Source organism: Olivibacter sp. CPCC 100613 (assembly GCF_036959255.1).
GTDB lineage: Bacteria > Bacteroidota > Bacteroidia > Sphingobacteriales > Sphingobacteriaceae > Olivibacter.
This window is the reverse complement of sequence record NZ_JAWMTI010000007.1, coordinates 251,230-269,671: the sequence shown is the minus strand read 5'-3', so window position 1 is coordinate 269,671 and position 18,442 is coordinate 251,230. Positions and strand designations below refer to the sequence as shown.

At 40.3% G+C, this 18,442-nt stretch carries 20 protein-coding genes; 8 read left to right on the top strand and 12 right to left on the bottom strand.

Translation table 11 applies throughout. The annotated features are described in order from the left end of the window. Positions 1-27: 27 nt before the first annotated feature. Genes RYH73_RS20485 through RYH73_RS20475 form a run of 3 tightly spaced genes read right to left on the bottom strand, consistent with a single transcriptional unit; the run spans position 28 to position 1,514 of the window. A complete protein-coding gene (locus RYH73_RS20485) occupies positions 28-558 on the bottom strand; it encodes a sigma factor (RefSeq protein WP_335315350.1) in 531 nt (176 codons plus the stop codon). Positions 559-616: 58 nt separating this feature from the next. Further along, positions 617-952 carry a YciI family protein gene (locus tag RYH73_RS20480; protein ID WP_335315349.1) on the bottom strand — a complete coding sequence of 112 codons (336 nt, stop codon included), beginning with the start codon at positions 950-952 and terminating at the stop codon, positions 617-619. 49 nt (positions 953-1,001) lie between these two features. Continuing rightward, positions 1,002-1,514: a carboxymuconolactone decarboxylase family protein gene (locus RYH73_RS20475; protein WP_335315348.1), complete on the bottom strand. Its 513-nt coding sequence runs from the start codon at positions 1,512-1,514 to the stop codon at positions 1,002-1,004. A 132-nt stretch (positions 1,515-1,646) separates the two neighbouring features. Between RYH73_RS20475 and RYH73_RS20470 the strand changes: the two genes are divergently transcribed. Next, positions 1,647-2,114 (top strand): hypothetical protein, encoded by a 468-nt coding sequence (locus RYH73_RS20470; protein ID WP_335315347.1) that lies wholly within the window; start codon positions 1,647-1,649, stop codon positions 2,112-2,114. A 272-nt stretch (positions 2,115-2,386) separates the two neighbouring features. On the opposite strand, the gene RYH73_RS20465 is transcribed toward RYH73_RS20470, so the two are convergent. Continuing rightward, positions 2,387-3,748: a Gfo/Idh/MocA family protein gene (locus RYH73_RS20465; protein WP_335315346.1), complete on the bottom strand. Its 1,362-nt coding sequence runs from the start codon at positions 3,746-3,748 to the stop codon at positions 2,387-2,389. A 91-nt stretch (positions 3,749-3,839) separates the two neighbouring features. Further along, complete coding sequence (locus tag RYH73_RS20460; protein ID WP_335315345.1) at positions 3,840-4,730, bottom strand: diacylglycerol/lipid kinase family protein; 891 nt, start codon at positions 4,728-4,730, stop codon at positions 3,840-3,842. A 53-nt stretch (positions 4,731-4,783) separates the two neighbouring features. Between RYH73_RS20460 and RYH73_RS20455 the strand changes: the two genes are divergently transcribed. Further along, complete coding sequence (locus tag RYH73_RS20455; RefSeq protein WP_335315344.1) at positions 4,784-5,791, top strand: App1 family protein; 1,008 nt, start codon at positions 4,784-4,786, stop codon at positions 5,789-5,791. Here the strand turns inward: RYH73_RS20455 and RYH73_RS20450 are convergent. Next, a complete protein-coding gene (locus tag RYH73_RS20450) occupies positions 5,777-6,364 on the bottom strand; it encodes an RNA polymerase sigma factor (RefSeq protein ID WP_335315343.1) in 588 nt (195 codons plus the stop codon). The two genes, RYH73_RS20455 and RYH73_RS20450, sit on opposite strands and share 15 nt — an antisense overlap. A 270-nt stretch (positions 6,365-6,634) precedes the next feature. Between RYH73_RS20450 and uvrA the strand changes: the two genes are divergently transcribed. From uvrA to RYH73_RS20420, 6 genes are all read left to right on the top strand, one after another. After that, entirely contained in the window at positions 6,635-9,433 is a 2,799-nt protein-coding gene (uvrA, locus tag RYH73_RS20445; RefSeq protein WP_335315342.1) for an excinuclease ABC subunit UvrA, read from the top strand. Positions 9,434-9,499: 66 nt separating this feature from the next. Next, positions 9,500-9,937 (top strand): RrF2 family transcriptional regulator, encoded by a 438-nt coding sequence (locus tag RYH73_RS20440; protein WP_013663868.1) that lies wholly within the window; start codon positions 9,500-9,502, stop codon positions 9,935-9,937. Positions 9,938-10,194: 257 nt separating this feature from the next. Beyond that, on the top strand, positions 10,195-10,998 hold the full coding sequence (gene cobA / locus RYH73_RS20435) for a uroporphyrinogen-III C-methyltransferase (protein WP_335315341.1): 804 nt from the start codon (positions 10,195-10,197) through the stop codon (positions 10,996-10,998). Positions 10,999-11,155: 157 nt separating this feature from the next. Then, entirely contained in the window at positions 11,156-12,325 is a 1,170-nt protein-coding gene (locus tag RYH73_RS20430) for a trans-sulfuration enzyme family protein (RefSeq protein ID WP_335315340.1), read from the top strand. 108 nt (positions 12,326-12,433) lie between these two features. Further along, positions 12,434-12,856: an OsmC family protein gene (locus RYH73_RS20425; protein ID WP_335315339.1), complete on the top strand. Its 423-nt coding sequence runs from the start codon at positions 12,434-12,436 to the stop codon at positions 12,854-12,856. A gap of 48 nt (positions 12,857-12,904) precedes the next feature. Beyond that, positions 12,905-13,435: a YceI family protein gene (locus RYH73_RS20420; RefSeq protein WP_335315338.1), complete on the top strand. Its 531-nt coding sequence runs from the start codon at positions 12,905-12,907 to the stop codon at positions 13,433-13,435. Here RYH73_RS20420 and RYH73_RS20415 read toward each other — a convergent pair. The 6 genes from RYH73_RS20415 to RYH73_RS20390 form a co-directional block, all read right to left on the bottom strand. Next, the gene (locus RYH73_RS20415; RefSeq protein WP_335315337.1) at positions 13,430-14,497 is read right to left on the bottom strand and encodes a DUF2157 domain-containing protein; all 1,068 of its coding nucleotides are present in this window, start codon (positions 14,495-14,497) and stop codon (positions 13,430-13,432) included. The two genes, RYH73_RS20420 and RYH73_RS20415, sit on opposite strands and share 6 nt — an antisense overlap. Before the next feature lie 137 nt (positions 14,498-14,634). Continuing rightward, on the bottom strand, positions 14,635-15,606 hold the full coding sequence (locus tag RYH73_RS20410) for a bifunctional riboflavin kinase/FAD synthetase (RefSeq protein WP_335315336.1): 972 nt from the start codon (positions 15,604-15,606) through the stop codon (positions 14,635-14,637). Between the two features lie 118 nt (positions 15,607-15,724). Then, a complete protein-coding gene (truB, locus tag RYH73_RS20405; protein WP_335315335.1) occupies positions 15,725-16,480 on the bottom strand; it encodes a tRNA pseudouridine(55) synthase TruB in 756 nt (251 codons plus the stop codon). Further along, positions 16,480-17,274, bottom strand: a complete 795-nt coding sequence (locus tag RYH73_RS20400; protein WP_335315334.1) for an undecaprenyl-diphosphate phosphatase — start codon at positions 17,272-17,274, stop codon at positions 16,480-16,482. Before RYH73_RS20400 ends, truB begins: the two co-directional genes overlap by 1 nt. 9 nt (positions 17,275-17,283) lie before the next feature. Next, positions 17,284-17,517 (bottom strand): DUF3098 domain-containing protein, encoded by a 234-nt coding sequence (locus tag RYH73_RS20395; protein ID WP_013663859.1) that lies wholly within the window; start codon positions 17,515-17,517, stop codon positions 17,284-17,286. A gap of 31 nt (positions 17,518-17,548) precedes the next feature. After that, complete coding sequence (locus RYH73_RS20390; RefSeq protein WP_335315333.1) at positions 17,549-18,427, bottom strand: cell division protein FtsX; 879 nt, start codon at positions 18,425-18,427, stop codon at positions 17,549-17,551. Positions 18,428-18,442: the final 15 nt, after the last annotated feature.

Sequence of the window (18,442 nt, the reverse complement as noted above, 5' to 3'; positions counted from 1 at the left end):
CACCAAAAGAACACATTCTGCTCTGGGTTATAAGACACCCAGACAGATCGAAGAAATGCTATTGGAAAAAGAAAAAATGGCAGCATAAAAAAGTCTCCTATTTTTAGTTGCAATTCCAATACTAAATCCGCAAAGAATCCGCAGGGCCAGGCCGATCTGTGCCTCGCTGGCGATCATCGGTGTGCAGATGGCAAAGATCATGGCCAGCTGGCTGTCTTTGATGTTTTGGGTTGAAAAATCAGGTTCTCTGACAGTTGCATAAGGCTCGGCCAATGAGGCACCTGCTGACACCACATTGGCTTCAAATAACTTTTTCCGTCTAAAATCCTGCCTTAAATGATACAGCGTTTTTTGTTTAGCTACGGCATAAAGCCACGCCGTGGGGTTTACGGGCATACCCTGTTCGCCCCAGGTTTCGACAGCCTGCAAAAAAGTGTCGCTTACCAGATCCTCAGCGAGCTCCATATGTTCCAGCCCAAAGCTATGGCTTAGCACGGCAACCATTTTGGCAAACTCCTGCTGGAACAGGTTTTTCAAATCATCTTTTTCCTGCTTCATACGGGTATAAACCATCCTGCCCGGCGCTAACCTTTCAGGATTGATTTTTTGGGAACCGTCAATTAAATACCGGTCTGATCTCCACGCTGCCACCACGGTCAAGCACGGGGCAGCCATGCGCCAAGGTCACGGCTTCATCCAGACATTCTGCCCTGACCACCACCAGGCTTCCGAGTATCTCGCGTATCTCAACAAAAGGTCCGTCGGTAACAAGGCCGCCTGTTTTGAGCACCTTTCCTGACGGATCGAGCCGGAGACCGTTGGTTAGTCGTCCTTCGGCAGCTATGGCACTTGCCCAGTCCGCCCATTTTTTTTGCAGAGCGGCCATTTCTTCTTCTGATAGATTACTGTAATCAAAACTCGGTTGCCTGAAGATCAATACAAATTCTTTCATAGTCTTAAATTTAATCAAAAGTGTGCGTTATCCCAATCATTTATAACAATTAAATGGCGTGTATCCCTGGCCGGTAAGTGCCGATAACCGCCATATTAGGGAAAGCGAGGTTTATGCGATTGTAACCGTTGATGGCGATGATCGCCAGCGTCAGATCTATCAATTCCTCTTCGCTGAATTGCGCGATAGCTGCGTCATATACCTCGTCCGGCACAATACTGCCAGTGAGTCTGGTCAACGCTTCCGCCCAAGCAAGGGCCGCACGTTCACGGTCTGAGTAAAACGGAGCCTCACGCCAGGCGGGCAAAATATACAGGCGCTGCTGCGTTTCGCCAAGTTCGCGCAGGTCTTTGGTATGCATGTCCAGGCAATACGCGCATCCGTTGATCTGTGATACGCGGTAATAAACCAATTCCATAAGCGCCCGTTCTACAGACGACTTTGCCAGGTAAGCATTGATGCCAGCCATTGATTTCATTGCAGGCATTCCCTTTTCGACAACATTGATTCGTTGTGTCATGATGTTTAAAAATTTAAAGGTTAATAATATATCCCATAACATACCTAATAATGCTTAGGAAGAACAAAACTGGACACATCCTTAGGAAAAAAAAAGGTTTGTGCCTTTGTCCAATTTTCCTGATCCCAAGCATTATTGTCATAAACGGTTTATCATTTCATTAACATTTATACCATGTCAATTTTTCCAGCTTTGCTGACGCTGCATTTAATCGCGTTTATTCTGATGGTTGGTACCACGCTTATCGATTTTATTAATTATCGGACGTTTTGGAGATTAGTTAACAGTCAGAAAGAACAGGCTGCGGGTATCCTGGCGGCTGCTAAGAACTATTCAAGGCTTACGGGCATAGGCGCGGCACTACTTATCGCTACAGGTACTGGTATGGCTGCCCCCTTACATGCATTCTTGGGAACACAGCTCTGGTTCAAGCTAAAAATGATCCTTGTCCTGCTGTTGGTTATCAACAGTATATTTATTGGCAGGCGTCTAGGTGTAAAACTTAGAAAAATCTTCGGTACAGATTCGCATGACGCAATAGATCAGGTGCTAAACTTAAAATACAAATTGCAAACGTACTACCTGGTGCAATTGGGTTTTTTCCTGATGATCGTATTGCTCACCACTTATAAATTTAGCTAACGATAACAACATCATGCAGGTCAGCTACTATTTTATAGACGTTAAGCACGATAACGGGACAATAGTTTAATCCGCAAGATCTTTTGAATCTAATATAGCTTGGTAATCATCCAAAAAAATCGACATTTCCAGCCTTCCCGCTACCGAAGGAAACAGCGTAATGTGCTTGTTTCCTTTTTTTACGACTATCTTTATAGGATGTTCTTTAAACTCCGGTATTTGCTTATTGACAACCTTTAGCATGGTGTATTTAGCTGTGTACGCGTCGTTGACTACGTAATATACGGATGTTGCCAGGGTTTTCTGTAAGATCTTCTCAATAGCTTGGTTGCTTCTGGATCGTTAACACATATTTTTTTTTGCGAATCGTAGGTAAGCGGTCGATTCAACTGCATGGATAAATTAGCTAATATACAACTGGCCGTTGATATGTGGCCCTCTTCAATGTCTGCGACCGGTAGATGGTCGTTTTCGATAGCGGACAATAAGTTCTGCATGTGACGCCGTGTCGCCGGTGCGGTATGTAGTTCAATTCTTGGTTCATTTAAGTCTTCCGGAAATTCTTCCTTCTCATAAACTACATCTTTCACAATACGATCACCTTTACCGGTTGGAATAAATTCGTACTTCATGACACTTCCCTTAAGGGTACCCTTCTCCCCATAAATAATAAAGGCCCAAGGATATTCGGGATCGGTCGGGGTCCCCCAAGTTCTATGTTGCCATATACAATTCAGTTCATCGTATTCAAAAATGGCAGTCTGTGTATCTGCAATGTTTGATTTCCCTTCTTTTTGAACGAAGATTCCACCGGTAGCGCTAATTTGCTTTGGCCAGCTAAGCTGTAACAACCAACGCACTGTGTCAAACATATGGACGCACATGTCCCCCATAATTCCGTTTCCATACTCCATAAACGTTCGCCACCAACTTCCATGCGGCAAACCATCGTACGGGCGTAGGGGCGCTGGGCCGGTCCACATTTCATAATCAAGAAAATCGGGGACGGGTTCTAGCGGTGGATTTCCGTTCTGTCTCATATGATAGTAACAGCACATTTCTACATGTGCTATTTTACCAAGCAAGCCTTTGTCTATTACGCGGTTCTTTGCATCAATCAAATGCGGCGTACTTCTTCTTTGTGTACCTACCTGCACTTTTTTATTGTATTTTCGTGCGGTGCTGAGTATGGCTTCTCCTTCAAGCACATCGACACTTACGGGTTTTTGTAAGTATAGATGGGCTCCTGATATCATTGCATCAATCGCTTGTTGTGCATGCCAATGGTCTGGTGTTCCTATAAGCACAAGGTCCAATTTATGATCAGCTAACATCTTCTTATAATCTCGATATAGCGCCGGAACTTTGCCAGAGGCTTGTCGTTTACTGATCAGTGCCCCTGCTTCTTCCAGGCGATTGTTATCAACATCGCATACAGCAACGACTTGAACATTACGGACTTGGATGAGTCTGAATAGGTCGCTTTTTCCGTACCATCCGGCTCCAATTAAACCAACTCGGATATTATCGCGTGTTTCTGCGAAGGTTAAGCCTTTTGCTTCCAATGCCGATAAGGTTAAAACAGCACCAGCGCTCTGAATGAATCTTCTACGGTTCAGCTTAAAGTTAGTCATAATCTCGGTTTATTATTTTCAATGAGGATAAAATATGAAGATAGTATTTTTTAGTTATCATATCAAAGAAATAAGAAAATGTGTACCGCGATTATGTTCTTTCGTCAAAACATACTAAGCGTATAGCTTCTTGTATCAATTCCGCCTCTACCTGTTTAACCTTTCCGATATATTCACCATCAACTTGCAAAAAAGTGCTTTCCCTCGTTGTCAGTTGAACATGGTCGGTTGCAATTATTTCTGTTTTGAATGGATTAAAACGAGTTTTGAAACTGAAGCACATTTTTAATAGCTCTAAAATGGAAAACCATTTGACAATTACAAGCTCGAACTGCCCATCAAATAGCGAACCTGTTTTGTTTATTTTTACACCCGTTCCGTAGCTGGTACCATTTGCTATTACGACCATTTCGGCTTTTCGCGACCGACTTTTGCCCGGTGTATTAATGGTAACATGCATTTTTTTGTGTCTTTTAAGAGCTTGCCAAGCGGCCTTCGCATAGCCGATCATACCTCGTTCATTCAGTGTTTGGAATTTTTTTACAATACGTGCGTTAATACCGATATCCGCTAAGTGAATACTCAGCTCTCCATTGACTCGTAAGACGTGGATAGGTTTAGGTATACCGGTTATTGCCAGTTCAAGTGCCACTTTGATATTATTTTTGAGGTTGATTTCTTTAGCCATGCCATTCGCGGAACCTGTTGGTATGATGGCTAGTGGGATGGTTGTTTCTAAAAGACACTCTGCTGCCAACTTAACGGTACCATCCCCCCCTGCAGCGAGAAGTCGATCTGGACCAAAGGAGGCAATATCTTGCCTGATCTCTTCTACGGAACACCTTCTTGAGAGCGTGAAGATATGTAACGTGTGCATACTATCGCGATAGAAATCCCGGATCAGTTTCTCGAGGTCACTTTGCTGGTTGCCGGAACCTTTATTAAGGAGGACATATAATTTTAAGGATGTATTTGTATTCATTCGTATTGACGTTGACAACTATAAAACCAATATTTGTTTTATATGTTTGATGGATGATGGGTACGTCAGTTGAAATAAAAATATACAATGGATATGGCCATAGTAAAAACTTAGTGGTTTATGGACATGTTCTTAACCGCAAGCCGAAGAAGACGAATGATTTTTCGAATAATGGTTGGAAACATACGTTCAGTTTACTGAAGTTGTTCCTTGTACGACCGATCGGGGGTGTTCGTTTAAGGTTACAGTTTTATAATCAAATTATCGAGACCATAGCCGAGCCGGATGGTTTTTTTAAGTTTAAATGGGCTTCGAACACCCATTTAGACCCTGGCTTGCATGATTTGAAAATTGGATTAATGGGAGTGGACGGCAAGTACGGTTTTACGCAAGGAAAAGTTTATGTGCCACACTCTACACAATACGTGTTCGTTTCGGATATCGATGATACGGTACTTATATCGCATTCCGCGACCGTTTTAAGGCGTCTTCGCGAACTATTAGTAAAAAATGCCCACCGAAGGAGGCTTTTTTCCGATAATGTTATATGGTATAATTTATTGTCGCGCTCAGGAACACGGACTCGGGAGGGGCTGAACCCTTTTTTTTATGTTTCGAGCAGCGAATGGAATTTATACGACTATCTTCAGCGTATCTTTGCCTATAATAAGCTTCCACACGGTTCCTTTTTGTTAAGCCACTTTAAGCGGTGGTTCGATTTTTTCAAAACCGGTAAAACAGGACACGAGGATAAGTACAGAAGAATTAGCAGATTGTTACGTGTTTTTCCTAAGCAGAAATTTGTATTAATCGGTGACAATTCACAGCGCGATCCCATCATATATGCAGCTTTGGCTAACGATTATCCCGATCGAATAATGGCTATCTATATTCGGGATATAAAACATAAAAAAGCTGCAATGACGTTGCAGCTTTTTAAAAATTTTCAAGAAACCGGAATTCAAACCTGTTTATTTAATACGAATCGAGAGGCCATTGAACACTCTATTTCTATTGGATTGATCAAGGAAGCTGACGTACTGGAATTAACCGGTTTTTAAAGCAACTTCCGAACCGGAAATCATTTTTCTCAGATTGTTTAAAGCATAACGCATGCGTCCTAGCGCTGTGTTAATACTGACATCTGTTACTTCCGCGATCTCTTTGAAACTCATGTCTCCGTAATGACGCATAATGAGCACTTCTTTTTGATCATCGGGTAGTAATTGGATCATTTTTCTTAAATCCCGATGCGTTTGCTGTCTGATCATACGTTCTTCTGTGCTTTCATCATAGAATGGTAATACGTCGAATATATCAAAGCCATCACTATTGGCAATAAGAGGTGTACGTTTTTCCTTTCGATAGTAGTCGATCACCAGGTTATGCGCAATTCGCATAGCCCATGGAAGAAATTTACCCTCATCGTTATATCTCCCGGCTTGTAGGGTACTAATCACCTTGATGAATGTATCTTGAAACAAGTCCTCGGCTAAATAAGGATCTTTTACCAATAAATAAATGGATGTGTAAATCTTTGATTTATATCGATGTACTAACTCTTCAATTGCCGTATCATTACCGGCTAAATACAAATGAATTAGTTGTCGGTCAGTTTTCTTTTGCAGTGTCATGCTATGCTACTTCGTCTTTTTTTTGTTTTAAAAAAGTATGTTAAGTAGTTTTTTCCTCTATAGCAGTCCTCCTAAATTTAAGTAAACCATTGGTTTAACCCAATCGATACATTAATAAATTTTTTCAAAGCAAAACATTTTTTTTAGAAAAACAAAGAAAAAATATGAAAATCGTTTGTTATTTCTTTATTCCGTATTTTTGTAGGCTCCATTTTTCAGGAGAAAATAAGAGGCGGAAAACGTTCAAAAAAAGCAAATTACAAAGAATTCATGATACAACAGGCCGATTCAAACGCAAAATCTCATATACTTATTAAAGGTGCGCGCGTCCATAATTTAAAAAATATTGATGTATCCATCCCTAAAAATAGATTAGTGGTTATCACAGGGATGTCGGGATCGGGGAAATCATCCCTGGCATTTGACACGCTTTATGCCGAAGGACAACGTCGGTATGTGGAAAGCTTGTCGTCGTATGCGCGACAGTTTATGGGACGTATGAATAAACCGGAAGTGGATTACATCAAAGGGATTGCCCCAGCCATTGCCATTGAACAAAAAGTAATTACAAGCAATCCAAGGTCAACGGTTGGTACGTCAACAGAAATTTATGATTATTTGAAGTTATTGTTTGCTCGGATAGGAAAGACTTTATCTCCAATATCAGGAAAAGAGGTGAAAAAGGATACCGTAACCGACGTGGTGAATTTTGTGTCCTCACTACCTACAGATACGCAGATAACTGTTTTAGGCCCTCTTCATCCGCATAATCAGCGAAAACTAAAAGAAGAACTAGCCGTTTTGTTGCAGAAAGGATTTGTCCGGGTGGAATATTTGGGACGGATCGAGAAGATTGAGTCACTAATTGAAGATAAAAAAGTTAGCAATAGTCATGTTAAGCTGGGTGATTTACGAATTGTTGTTGATCGTATTCGCGTGAATCAAGAAGATGAAACATTAAGTAGAATTGCAGATTCAGTTCAGACAGCATTCTTTGAGGGCAAGGGTGATTGTTACATTGATGATGGAACGCATGAGCATTTTTTCTGCGATCGATTTGAGTTGGACGGTATGGTGTTTGAAGAGCCTACACCTAATTTTTTCAGCTTTAATAATCCATATGGCGCCTGCAATCGATGTGAAGGTTACGGGAAAGTGATTGGGATTGATCCCGACTTAGTGATCCCTGATAAAAGCAAATCGGTATACGATGGAGCAATTGCTCCCTGGAGAGGAGAGAAAATGGGGGAATGGTTGAACCGATTTGTCAAAGTTGCGATAAAATTTGATTTTCCCGTGCATCGGGCTTATAAGGACTTAACTTCTGCCCAAAAGCAACTACTTTGGACAGGTAATCAATATTTCAACGGCTTAGATGATTTCTTTAAAGAGTTAGAGGAGCAGACCTATAAAATTCAATATCGGGTTATGTTGTCTCGTTACCGTGGAAAGACGGATTGCCCGGACTGTAAAGGGACGCGATTGCGTAAAGACGCTGCTTATGTAAAGGTGGGCGGTAAATCAATTACTGATATGGTGCTTATGCCATTGGATGATTTGCTGGACTTTTTCGATCATCTTTCTTTGGAAAAACAGGAGGAAACAATCGCAAAACGATTGCTGATAGAAGTCAAGAACCGTGTACGTTTTTTAACAGAGGTAGGTTTGGGCTACTTGACCTTAAACCGTCTATCGAATACGCTTTCGGGGGGTGAATCACAACGGATCAATTTAGCAACATCTTTAGGGAGTTCTTTAGTTGGGTCAATCTATGTTCTGGACGAACCAAGTATAGGTTTACATCCGCGAGATACGCAACGTTTAATAGGTGTGCTTAAGTCGTTACGTGATGTTGGTAATACTGTTTTGGTAGTCGAACATGAAGAGGAAATGATGCAGGCGGCCGACTATCTTATCGATGTTGGCCCAGAAGCAGGTGTGCATGGTGGGCAGCTTGTTTTCGCGGGAACCTATCAAGAGATTCTTGCCAGCGAACAAAGTTTGACGGGGAAATATTTAAAAGGGACAGAGTCTATTCAAGTACCGGCTAGTAGAAGAAAGTGGCAACATTTTGTAACAGTAAAAGGCGCTCGGGAAAATAATCTAAAAGGTATCGATGTAAAGTTTCCTCTATATACATTTACTGTGGTGTCGGGCGTATCGGGTTCTGGTAAAACTTCTCTAGTGAAACGTATATTGTACCCTGCATTGCAGAAGGCTACTGGTAACTATTCAGGTGAACAAACCGGTCTCTTTGATGGTTTAGATGGCGATCTTCCACTTATTGAGCGCGTAGAAATGGTTGATCAGAATCCCATTGGACGATCGTCTAGATCGAACCCGGTAACTTATGTGAAGGCTTGGGATGAAATACGAGCGTTATATAGCAACCAACCGGCAGCGAAAGCGGCAGGATTAAAACCAGCAGCTTTCTCTTTTAATGTTGAAGGAGGGAGATGTGATGTATGCCAAGGGGAGGGAGAAGTGAAAATCGAAATGCAATTTATGGCCGATATTTACCTTACATGTGAAGCGTGTGGCGGAAAGCGTTTTAAGCAACAGGTGCTCGACATAACTTGGCAGGATAAAAATGTTTATGATGTGCTGGAATTAACGGTAGAAGAAGCGTTGGATTTTTTTGGTAAACAACCTAAAATACTTAATAAGATCCAACCGTTGGCGGATGTAGGCTTAGGTTATGTGAAGCTTGGTCAATCCTCCAATACGCTTTCGGGAGGAGAAGCACAACGTATTAAGCTCGCTTCATTTTTGGTAAAAGGAAACAATAGTAAAAATACCCTTTTTATTTTTGATGAACCAACTACCGGACTCCATTTTCATGATATTCGAAAACTGTTGAAGTCATTTGATGCCCTGATTGCACAAGGAAATACAATCTTGGTGATTGAGCATAACATGGACGTTATCAAGTGCGCGGATTGGGTCATAGACATCGGGCTTGAGGGGGGAGAGAAAGGCGGAGAGCTCGTGTTTGAGGGGACCCCTGAAGATCTTATCAACCATCCTACGTCTTATACAGGTCAATTTCTTAAAACACACATAGAATAAGACAGAAGAGGACCAGTCTGAATACTAAAGGAAATTTTGTAATTTTACAAAAAGCAAAGGAATAATATGCTGTCTAAAAAATCAAAATATGCCATCAAAGCGCTTATCGTATTGGGGAAGAACTATGGGAAAGAGCCGATGCAAATCTTAAAAATTGCTGAAGAAGAAAATATCCCTAAGAAATTTCTTGAGCAAATATTACTGGAAATGCGAAATGCAGGTATATTGTATAGCAAAAAAGGAGCAGGGGGTGGTTATAGCTTGAATAAAGACCCGGAAGATATTCGCTTATCGCAAGTTATAAGACTTACCGATGGCCCGATTGCATTGTTACCCTGTGTTAGCCTGAATTTTTATAGACGATGTGACGAATGTAAAACAGAGGAGACTTGTGGTATCCGGGATACTTTTGTAGACGTTAGAAATGCAATGCTTCAAATTTTGAACGATACAAGCATTGCTGATATCATTAAGCGAGAAGAAAATCTGGCACTTGGTTTGTAGTTAATTACTTGATAGATAGTTATTTATAATTATTTCTTTCTTTTTTTAAAAAAAGACTACTAAATTGATATATTTTATATATATTTGTCTCGTTGATTTTAGAATAAAAAGTATGAAACGCTTCTGCTATCGAAATATGAACTGCATGTGTAGCTTATTTCTAAGTTAGGAGAGGGACATATAATCTTTAAGAAGCCTCTTCAGCAATCTGAGGAGGCTTTTTTTTAAAGTTGGTATAAAAAAATAGGAGGCACTGTATGGAAAAGCAGCAATATTCTGCGCTAGAAAAACTGTATGTCGAGCCAAAAATAACCTTGGTGGGCGCAGGTCCGGGAGATCCCGATTTAATAAGTGTAAAAGGTGTTAAAGCACTTAAAACAGCAGATGTGGTCATATACGATGCATTGGTTGACGATACCTTATTGAGTTATGCTCCCAAAGAGGCAACGCGTGTTTATGTTGGTAATCCCTCTGGAGACGAGAATTTTTCGCAGGCGACTGTAAATCGTCTCATGGTGGATTATGCACTTAATTTCGGGCATGTAGTTCGGTTAAAAGGAGGCGACCTCTTTGTGTTCGGAAGAGGATATGAGGAATTGGAATATGCTGCATCCTATAGTATAGAAACTGAAATCATCCCCGGGATAAGCAGTGCCATTTCGGTGCCTGGTTTACAGGGTATTCCTGTAACCCATAAAGGTAATAGCGATAGTTTATGGATTTTAAGCGCTACCGATAGTGAAGGGTTGTTTAACAGCGAAATAGAAGATGCTGCAAAGAGCAGAGCTACTGTGGTTGTATTGCTTGGCTTTGATCAATTGCCTGAAATCGTTTCCATCTATAAGAAACTAGGGAAAGGACGCTTACCCGTAGCAGTGATACAGAACGGCTCAATGAAGAACGAACGACTTGCCATAGGTGTCGTTAATACAATAGAAGAAGTTGCAGCGGAAACATCCATTGATAACGCCGGTCCGGTTCTATTAGTGTTTGGTCAGGCGGTCACTTTGCATAAAGATTTTTCGCGGATATTGAGTTTTCTTGAACAAGATTTATATTGAGTTCTCCCTATAAGTTTGGTTGTTTTTTTATAAAGCGTTGATCCTTATTTGGATTGACGCTTTTTTATGTCACACAAGGTTTATTACAAAACAATTAAAATAAAAGTTTCTAACTAAATGAATTTTGTGGTAGGTTTGAGCTGACAATAGAAATAGAATGGAAGAACAAAGTAAATTAATTCGTAGTCAAACTCAACGTTCACAGAATCGAGAGCATTCTGTGCCTTTATATTTAACCTCAAGTTTTATTTTCGATGATGCTGAGCAGGGACGTGCGATATTTGCCGGTGAGGAAGATGGCATCGTATACTCTAGGTATTCCAACCCGAACACAAGCGAATTTATTCAAAAAGTTTGTGAGCTGGAAGGGGCTGAGACTGGCTTAGCCTTTTCGTCGGGTATGGCTGCCGTTTTTGCTTCGTTTGCTGCCTTGCTGAAAAGTGGCGATCATATTGTAGCCTGCAGGTCTGTTTTCGGGTCCACGCACCAATTGTTTACGATATTATTCCCACGATGGGGTATTACTACTTCTTATGTAGATGCGAATAGTCCGGATGATTGGGAAAAAGCCATTCAGCCCAATACGAGAATGATCTTTTTGGAAACGCCATCAAACCCGGGATTGGAATTGGTCGATTTAGCTTGGTTGGGAACTTTCAAAGAAAAATATCCACATATTATATTAAATGTAGATAATTGTTTTGCTACGCCCTATTTACAAAAGCCAATCCAATATGGTTTTGATCTAGTGAGTCATTCCGCCACTAAATACATGGACGGACAAGGTCGAGTTCTGGGTGGTATTGTTGTCGGTAGGCAGGAACTGATCGATGAGATTATGTTTTTTATCCGACATACCGGCCCTGCCATGTCACCTTTCAACGCCTGGATTATCTCTAAAAGCCTCGAAACTTTACCGCTACGTATGGATCGTCATTGTAGCAATGCACTGGCAGTTGCGGGTATGCTGGAGTCACATGAGGAGGTGGAGCTTGTCCGATATCCTTTCTTACCTTCCCACCCTCAATACGAATTGGCGAAAAAACAAATGAAAGCAGGAGGCGGCATTGTTACCTTCATCATTAAAGGGGGATTTGAACGTGCAAAGCGTTTTTTAGATCAGCTGAAAATGACCTTAATCACTTCCAACTTGGGGGATTCACGCACGATTGCCACACACCCTGCTTCTACAACACATTCTAAGTTAACGGATGCAGAGCGAGAGCAAATCGGTATTTATCCCGGAACCATTCGAATTTCAGTTGGATTGGAGGATATTCATGATATTTTAGCCGATTTAAAACAAGCGTTGGATGGTAGTAAATAGCATTTGGTTATCCGAAGGTTGATTCTCGGCTTTTGCACCGGAAACTGTTTAACATGTAAGGCGAAATTTTAAAAGTAATAATAATAAATAAAGCGGATAGCTAAAAAAATGAAAGTAACATTAAACAGGGTAAATCAGGCCGTACATTTCGAGGGAGAAAGCGCATCGACTGCTATAAAAATTCATATTGATGGGTCGCCTGAAATTGGCGGGGAGTCATTAGGGGCGCGCCCGATGGAGTTGGTGCTAATGGCTTTGGGGTCTTGTAGTGCGCTCGATTTGATAAATATTCTGAAGAAGCAAAAGCAAGAAATACAGGATGTAAAAATTGAGATCGATGGGAAACGAAGAGATGCCATTCCTGCGGTTTTTACTGCTATTCATTTACTATTCAAATTGAAAGGGCCTATTGATATCGAAAAAGCAAATAAGGCAGCTGAGCTCGCGGTGAAGAAATATTGTTCTGTACATGATATGCTAGCGGCGGGTGGTGTGCAAATTAGCTATGAAATAATAGTAGCGACAGAATAACGTCAAACAATTTATTGTGCTTGTTGTTCTCGTGATAAAGACGATATCATGGCTTCTATATGGAAAGTTGATCCTGCGCATTCCGAAGTACAATTTAGGGTAAAACACTTGGTTATTTCTACGGTGGCAGGCAGTTTTAATAAGTTTGATGGACGCATTGAAACAATTAACGATGATTTCTCCGATGCAAAAATCGAGTTTACAATTGATGCAAGTAGCATTGATACGAATATGAAGGATCGTGATGAACACCTTCGATCGGCTGATTTTTTTAATACAACGAATTACCCCAGCCTAACTTTTTATTCAGTATCCTTTGAGAAGAAAAAGGATACCGAATATTTGTTAAAAGGCGATTTAACAATTAAAGGGCATAAAGAACCCGTACAGTTTGAAGTTGAATTTGGAGGCACGGCGAAAGATGCATACGGGAATCAAAAAGCAGGTTTTGAGGCGACTGCGAAAATTAGTCGGCAAGCTTTCGGGTTGAAATGGAATGATCTGACCGAGGCTGGATCCGTCGTCGTTGGTGACATGGTAAAAATTGTCTTGAATTTGCAGTTTACTAAGCAATCATAGTTTGGAGTGGAAATCTTTCTTTTTAAAGAAACTTCCACTCCAAATTTTTTCTGCCTTCCTTCCAATGAGCCAAAATGACAAGGCTAACAAAGCGAAGAAAATAGCTCGGTTTACATTATCCCACAGGTACTCAAAAAATCTGGTATAGAGATTAATCAGCAGGAAAGTAATACCGAATTCCCTGGCAATGATATCGTTCTTTTTAAGACCATACCATGCAAAGGCCAAACAAACTAAGGAAGAGATAACTCCCCAATAGAGAATATGGTATTGTTTGGTTGCCGCCCATTTGTCCAAGTCACTGTAGTTTCCAAAAATTGATAATAACCATAAGGAAATGAATAAATACAGTATGCCTATTACATAGCTTAATTGTTGGAAACCTTTGATAGCACTCCATTTATTATGCAGGCCCAGTGCAAATGCAGTTAGTAAGGTGCCGAATACGGTAAATCGCAGCGGGAAATTCATTCCCCAAAATTTAAATCCCCAGTTGCTATGATAAGCTGTTTCGGTCGCAAACCAGATACCCAGTGCGACCAGCATAAACGCCCAAATAGTTTTTGAAGTGAGCTGTATGGCAAGAATTGTATAAATGACGATGGACAATAAAAACAGGAATGAATACATTCCGTCACCTTTATCGATAACCTTCCCTAAATAACCAATAAAGGTTGCTGTAGAAAATACGCCCAATACAATCAAACTTTCATTGGTGAATAATTTCTCAGGATATTTCTTTTTGTTGAAATAGCCCAAATAATAAAATAAAGAAGAAAGCAAAGCACAAAACACACAAATAATAATGCTGGGTGTTTCGTAAAGCTTGGATAGAAGGTGGAGAACTTCTTGGTCTACAAACAGGGATAAAAAAGCTAATACAATGCAAGAAAGTGCGATCCAAAATGAATATTGTGCCAAGCGTCTCCAGTCAAAACCTTTTACCTCATAGGAATGTCGAAGTTTGGTAGCCGTTTCTTTGTCAATTAAGTTGTTTTCCTCCCAGTGTGAGATGGCATTTTCAATGGCTTCCTGCTCGTTTTTATCGATATGGAGTTTCATCCGTAAATAATTTTGTCCATCGGTCGGATGGAGCTTACCACGTATTAAAATTTACGTTTCCATGTGTGATAAACATGTCCCGAAAACATTCGGGATAAACATGGATGGTTCATCTGAAATTTTAATGATGACAAAAATCAATCAAGTAACGTTTTAATTTTCTTCTCGTCTTCAACCAATTGTGCAGTCATTGCTTCAATATTGTCAAATTTATGGTCGTGTCGAACAAAATGTAAAAATTGTATTTGAAGTGTTTTACCGTAGAGATCTTCGTTAAGGTCAAAAAAATTAATCTCTATGCTTCGGTTAACTCCTCTTACAGTGGGGCGTGTACCGATATACCCCATTCCCTTTAAAGTTGGGCCTTTTTTTACCGGGGTATATTCTCCCGTGGTCATTTCAGTCTGTTCGATAAGTGTTGCCTGTACAGCATAAATACCATAGGCCGGAATTAATTTGTAACTTTCAGGAACTTCAATGTTGGCTGTGGGATAACCGATTGTCCTACCTAACTGTTGCCCTTTAACTACCTTACCTGTAATATGGAATGGATAGCCTAAATATTTATTAGCAATAGCAATTTCGCCAACAATGAGCGCTTCACGGATTTTTGTTGAGGAAACGGCTACGTCATTGATATCTTGCTCGGGAATTTCCTGTACAGAGTAATGATATTGTTCAGCATATTTTAGCAAGTCGACAAGTGAGCCCTTTCGGTCCTTTCCGAAATGATGGTCATAACCAATAATAATTCGTTTCGTGCCGATCTTACTAACTAAAATCTCACGGATATATTCTTCCGCCGATTGATTGGAAAAATCCCTCGTAAACGGAGTAATGATCAAGTGATCGATTCCACTTTCTGCCAACCTGTCGGCTTTTTCTTCAATGGTGTTAATAAGGCGCAAGCTATCATCGTCAGGATGTAGAATCATTCTTGGATGGGGGAAGAAGGTTAGAAGGACCGTTTCTCCATTTATTTTTTGCGCATATTCCCTTAAACTACTAATTATTTTTTGATGTCCTATATGAACGCCATCAAAGGTTCCAATGGTTACCACCGCGTTATCCAATGGTATAAAATCTTCAATGTTCCTATATATTTTCATCTGTGATCAATTGTTTTATTACCCCCGTCAATCTCGTAAAATCAATTTTGTAAATCGTTATTTTCCAAGATACACATTTTTCTAAAATAAGCGACGAGATTTGAGCGTTAGGGGCTTGTTATGGATGTTCTTTATTATCATTTATCAATAATTGACCTTGTTCTTTCAACGATCGGATATGGTTTGATAGTTCCAAAACATCCCACGCATCTTTGATTTGAAAATTGCCGCTGCGGGTTCTTCTCAATTGACTTAGATAGGCACCAACACCTAGCGCCTTTCCAAAGTCATGTGCCAGTGATCGGATATAGGTACCTTTGCTACAGACGACTCTAAACTCAATGTCCGGAAAAGCGATACGCGTCAATTCAAACTCATGAATGATTACGTTCCGTGGTTTGAGTTCAACCGATTCGCCTCGGCGCGCCTTTTCATATAATCTTTCTCCCTGCATTTTTACAGCTGAATGCACGGGTGGATATTGTTCAATAGGTCCGATAAATATTGAGGTGGCCCGATGTAGGTCTTGTTCAGTAAGGTGTGTAATGTCAAAAAGCGAATCCGGTGTTGTTTCTAAATCATAGGATGGTGTAGTCGCTCCAAGTGTAAAAGTTCCGATGTACTCTTTTTCTTGTGCTTGAAGCTCGTCGATAGTTTTGGTACGTTTGCCTGTACACACAATAAGGAGGCCTGTAGCGAGCGGATCTAATGTGCCTGCATGTCCGACTTTTAATTTTAACGGTTTTAAGGAATTGCGAATTTTTCCCACAACATCAAAGCTCGTCCACTTGTAAGGTTTGTCAATTAATAAAACTTCACCGGCAGCGAAGTCGAAATGAGGAAAAATAGGCTGCTTTTTCTTTTCGTCTTCCATTAAAGCACTGATAAGCTGTGACCGCTCAAAAGCATCGCGATAATAATCCCGCCAACGACAATTCTATACCATCCAAAGGCTTTGAAGCCATATTTAGTCACATAACCAATAAAACTTTTAATTGCGATAATGGCAACAATAAAACCAACTATATTACCGATTAGCAGAACACTGTATTCATCTGAAGTAAATTGATTACCATCCTTATAAAAGTCAAGTAGTTTTTTTGCCGTGGCGCCAAACATGGTGGGAACTGCTAAAAAGAATGAAAATTCAGCGGCTGCTTTCCGTGAAAGTTTTTGTGTCATTCCACCCACGATGGTAGCTCCCGAACGGGACATGCCTGGAATCATCGCTAAGCACTGAAAAAAACCAATTTTTAAAGCGGTTGCGTAAGAAATGTCGTCCGAATTGTCAATACGGGGTGCATTGAACCATTTATCAACGAATAAGAGCACGATGCCTCCTAAAACTAACGTAATGGCTACTGTCATCGAACTCTCCAGCATGTTATCTATTTCGTCACTGAAGAGTAAGCCAAAAATAGCTGCGGGAATAAATGCAACGAGTAGTTTTAAATAAAATGACCAGGATCGAAAAAACCGCTTAAAATAGAGAATCACTACCGATAAGATGGTACCCAATTGAATAGCCACTGTGAAAAGTTTAACGAAAGCAGAGGGTTCGATTCCCATTAAGGCAGTTGCAATGATTAAATGGCCAGTGGACGAAACAGGTAAAAACTCAGTTAGCCCTTCTACGATGGCTAAAATAATCGCTTGTATTACAGTCATCTATTGGTTTTATTTAGTAGGGTTTTTTAATATCGCTACAATACCAAGAGCAAAGCCTGCAACTACCACAATAGGAGCCAAAGTGATTTTAGTAAAGCTGTAGATATCTGTTTTACCTGCCATTAAAATAAATCCAATAATAACGATGGCAATACTTAATAACATTAATTGATAGTTCAATTTACCAAAAACAAAATTTGATTTTTGTTCTCCTTGAGCTACTTTCTTTTTTTCTTGCGGCATAAATGCTAAATTTTAATTATGTGAATGGGTATTACCGATAAAGATCATTTATTCGAAGACGCAAATACTTACTAACTGCAAAATAAGTGCTAGCTCCGGAAATCAGAATGCCTAAACAGATTACACCTATAAAAATGAGGGCAAATTCAAAGTAATTTCGTAAAATAACAATTTCGGGGATTTGCTCTTGCGCAAAATACAAGGTAAGTAATAAAAGAATGATCGCAATAAGGGCACCCAGCAAACCATGTAGGATACCGTATCCTAAAAATGGACGGCGAATAAAACCCTTCGTGGCGCCCACCATTTGCATACTTTTGATTAAAAAGCGTTGCGAATAGATTGCTAACCTTATGGTGTTATTAATTAACGCTACGGCAATAATCAACAGGATAGCGGCAAAGGCTAATATAATCAGACCGATGACACGAATGTTTTTGTTAACCATATCGATCAATGAGTCTTGATAAACAACCTCTTTGACCATACTGTTACCAGATACCTGTTTTGTGAAAGTTTCTACGCCTGCTTTGTTAGCGTAATCTGCTTTGAGATAAACATCAATTGAAGACAACAGCGGATTATAACCCAAAAATTTCACAAAGTCTTCCCCTAAGTCGTTTTGAAGATTTCTAGCAGCCAATTCTTTGCTGACATATTGTGTGCGAAGCACTGCGGGATTTCCATCGAGTTCTTTTTGCAAGCTCAGGATATCGGCTTCGGTTACGCCATCATTCACAATAATGTTCAATACTATGTTTTCTTTAACATAATTAGAAAGATTCTTGGCATGAACGAGGATCAACCCTAATAGACCCGTCATGAGTAATACCAAAGCAATACTGATAACCGTAGATATATAGACGGATTTTGTTTTTCTGGATGACGCACTTACTTCAAATTCTTCCATATGCAACTAATTGAA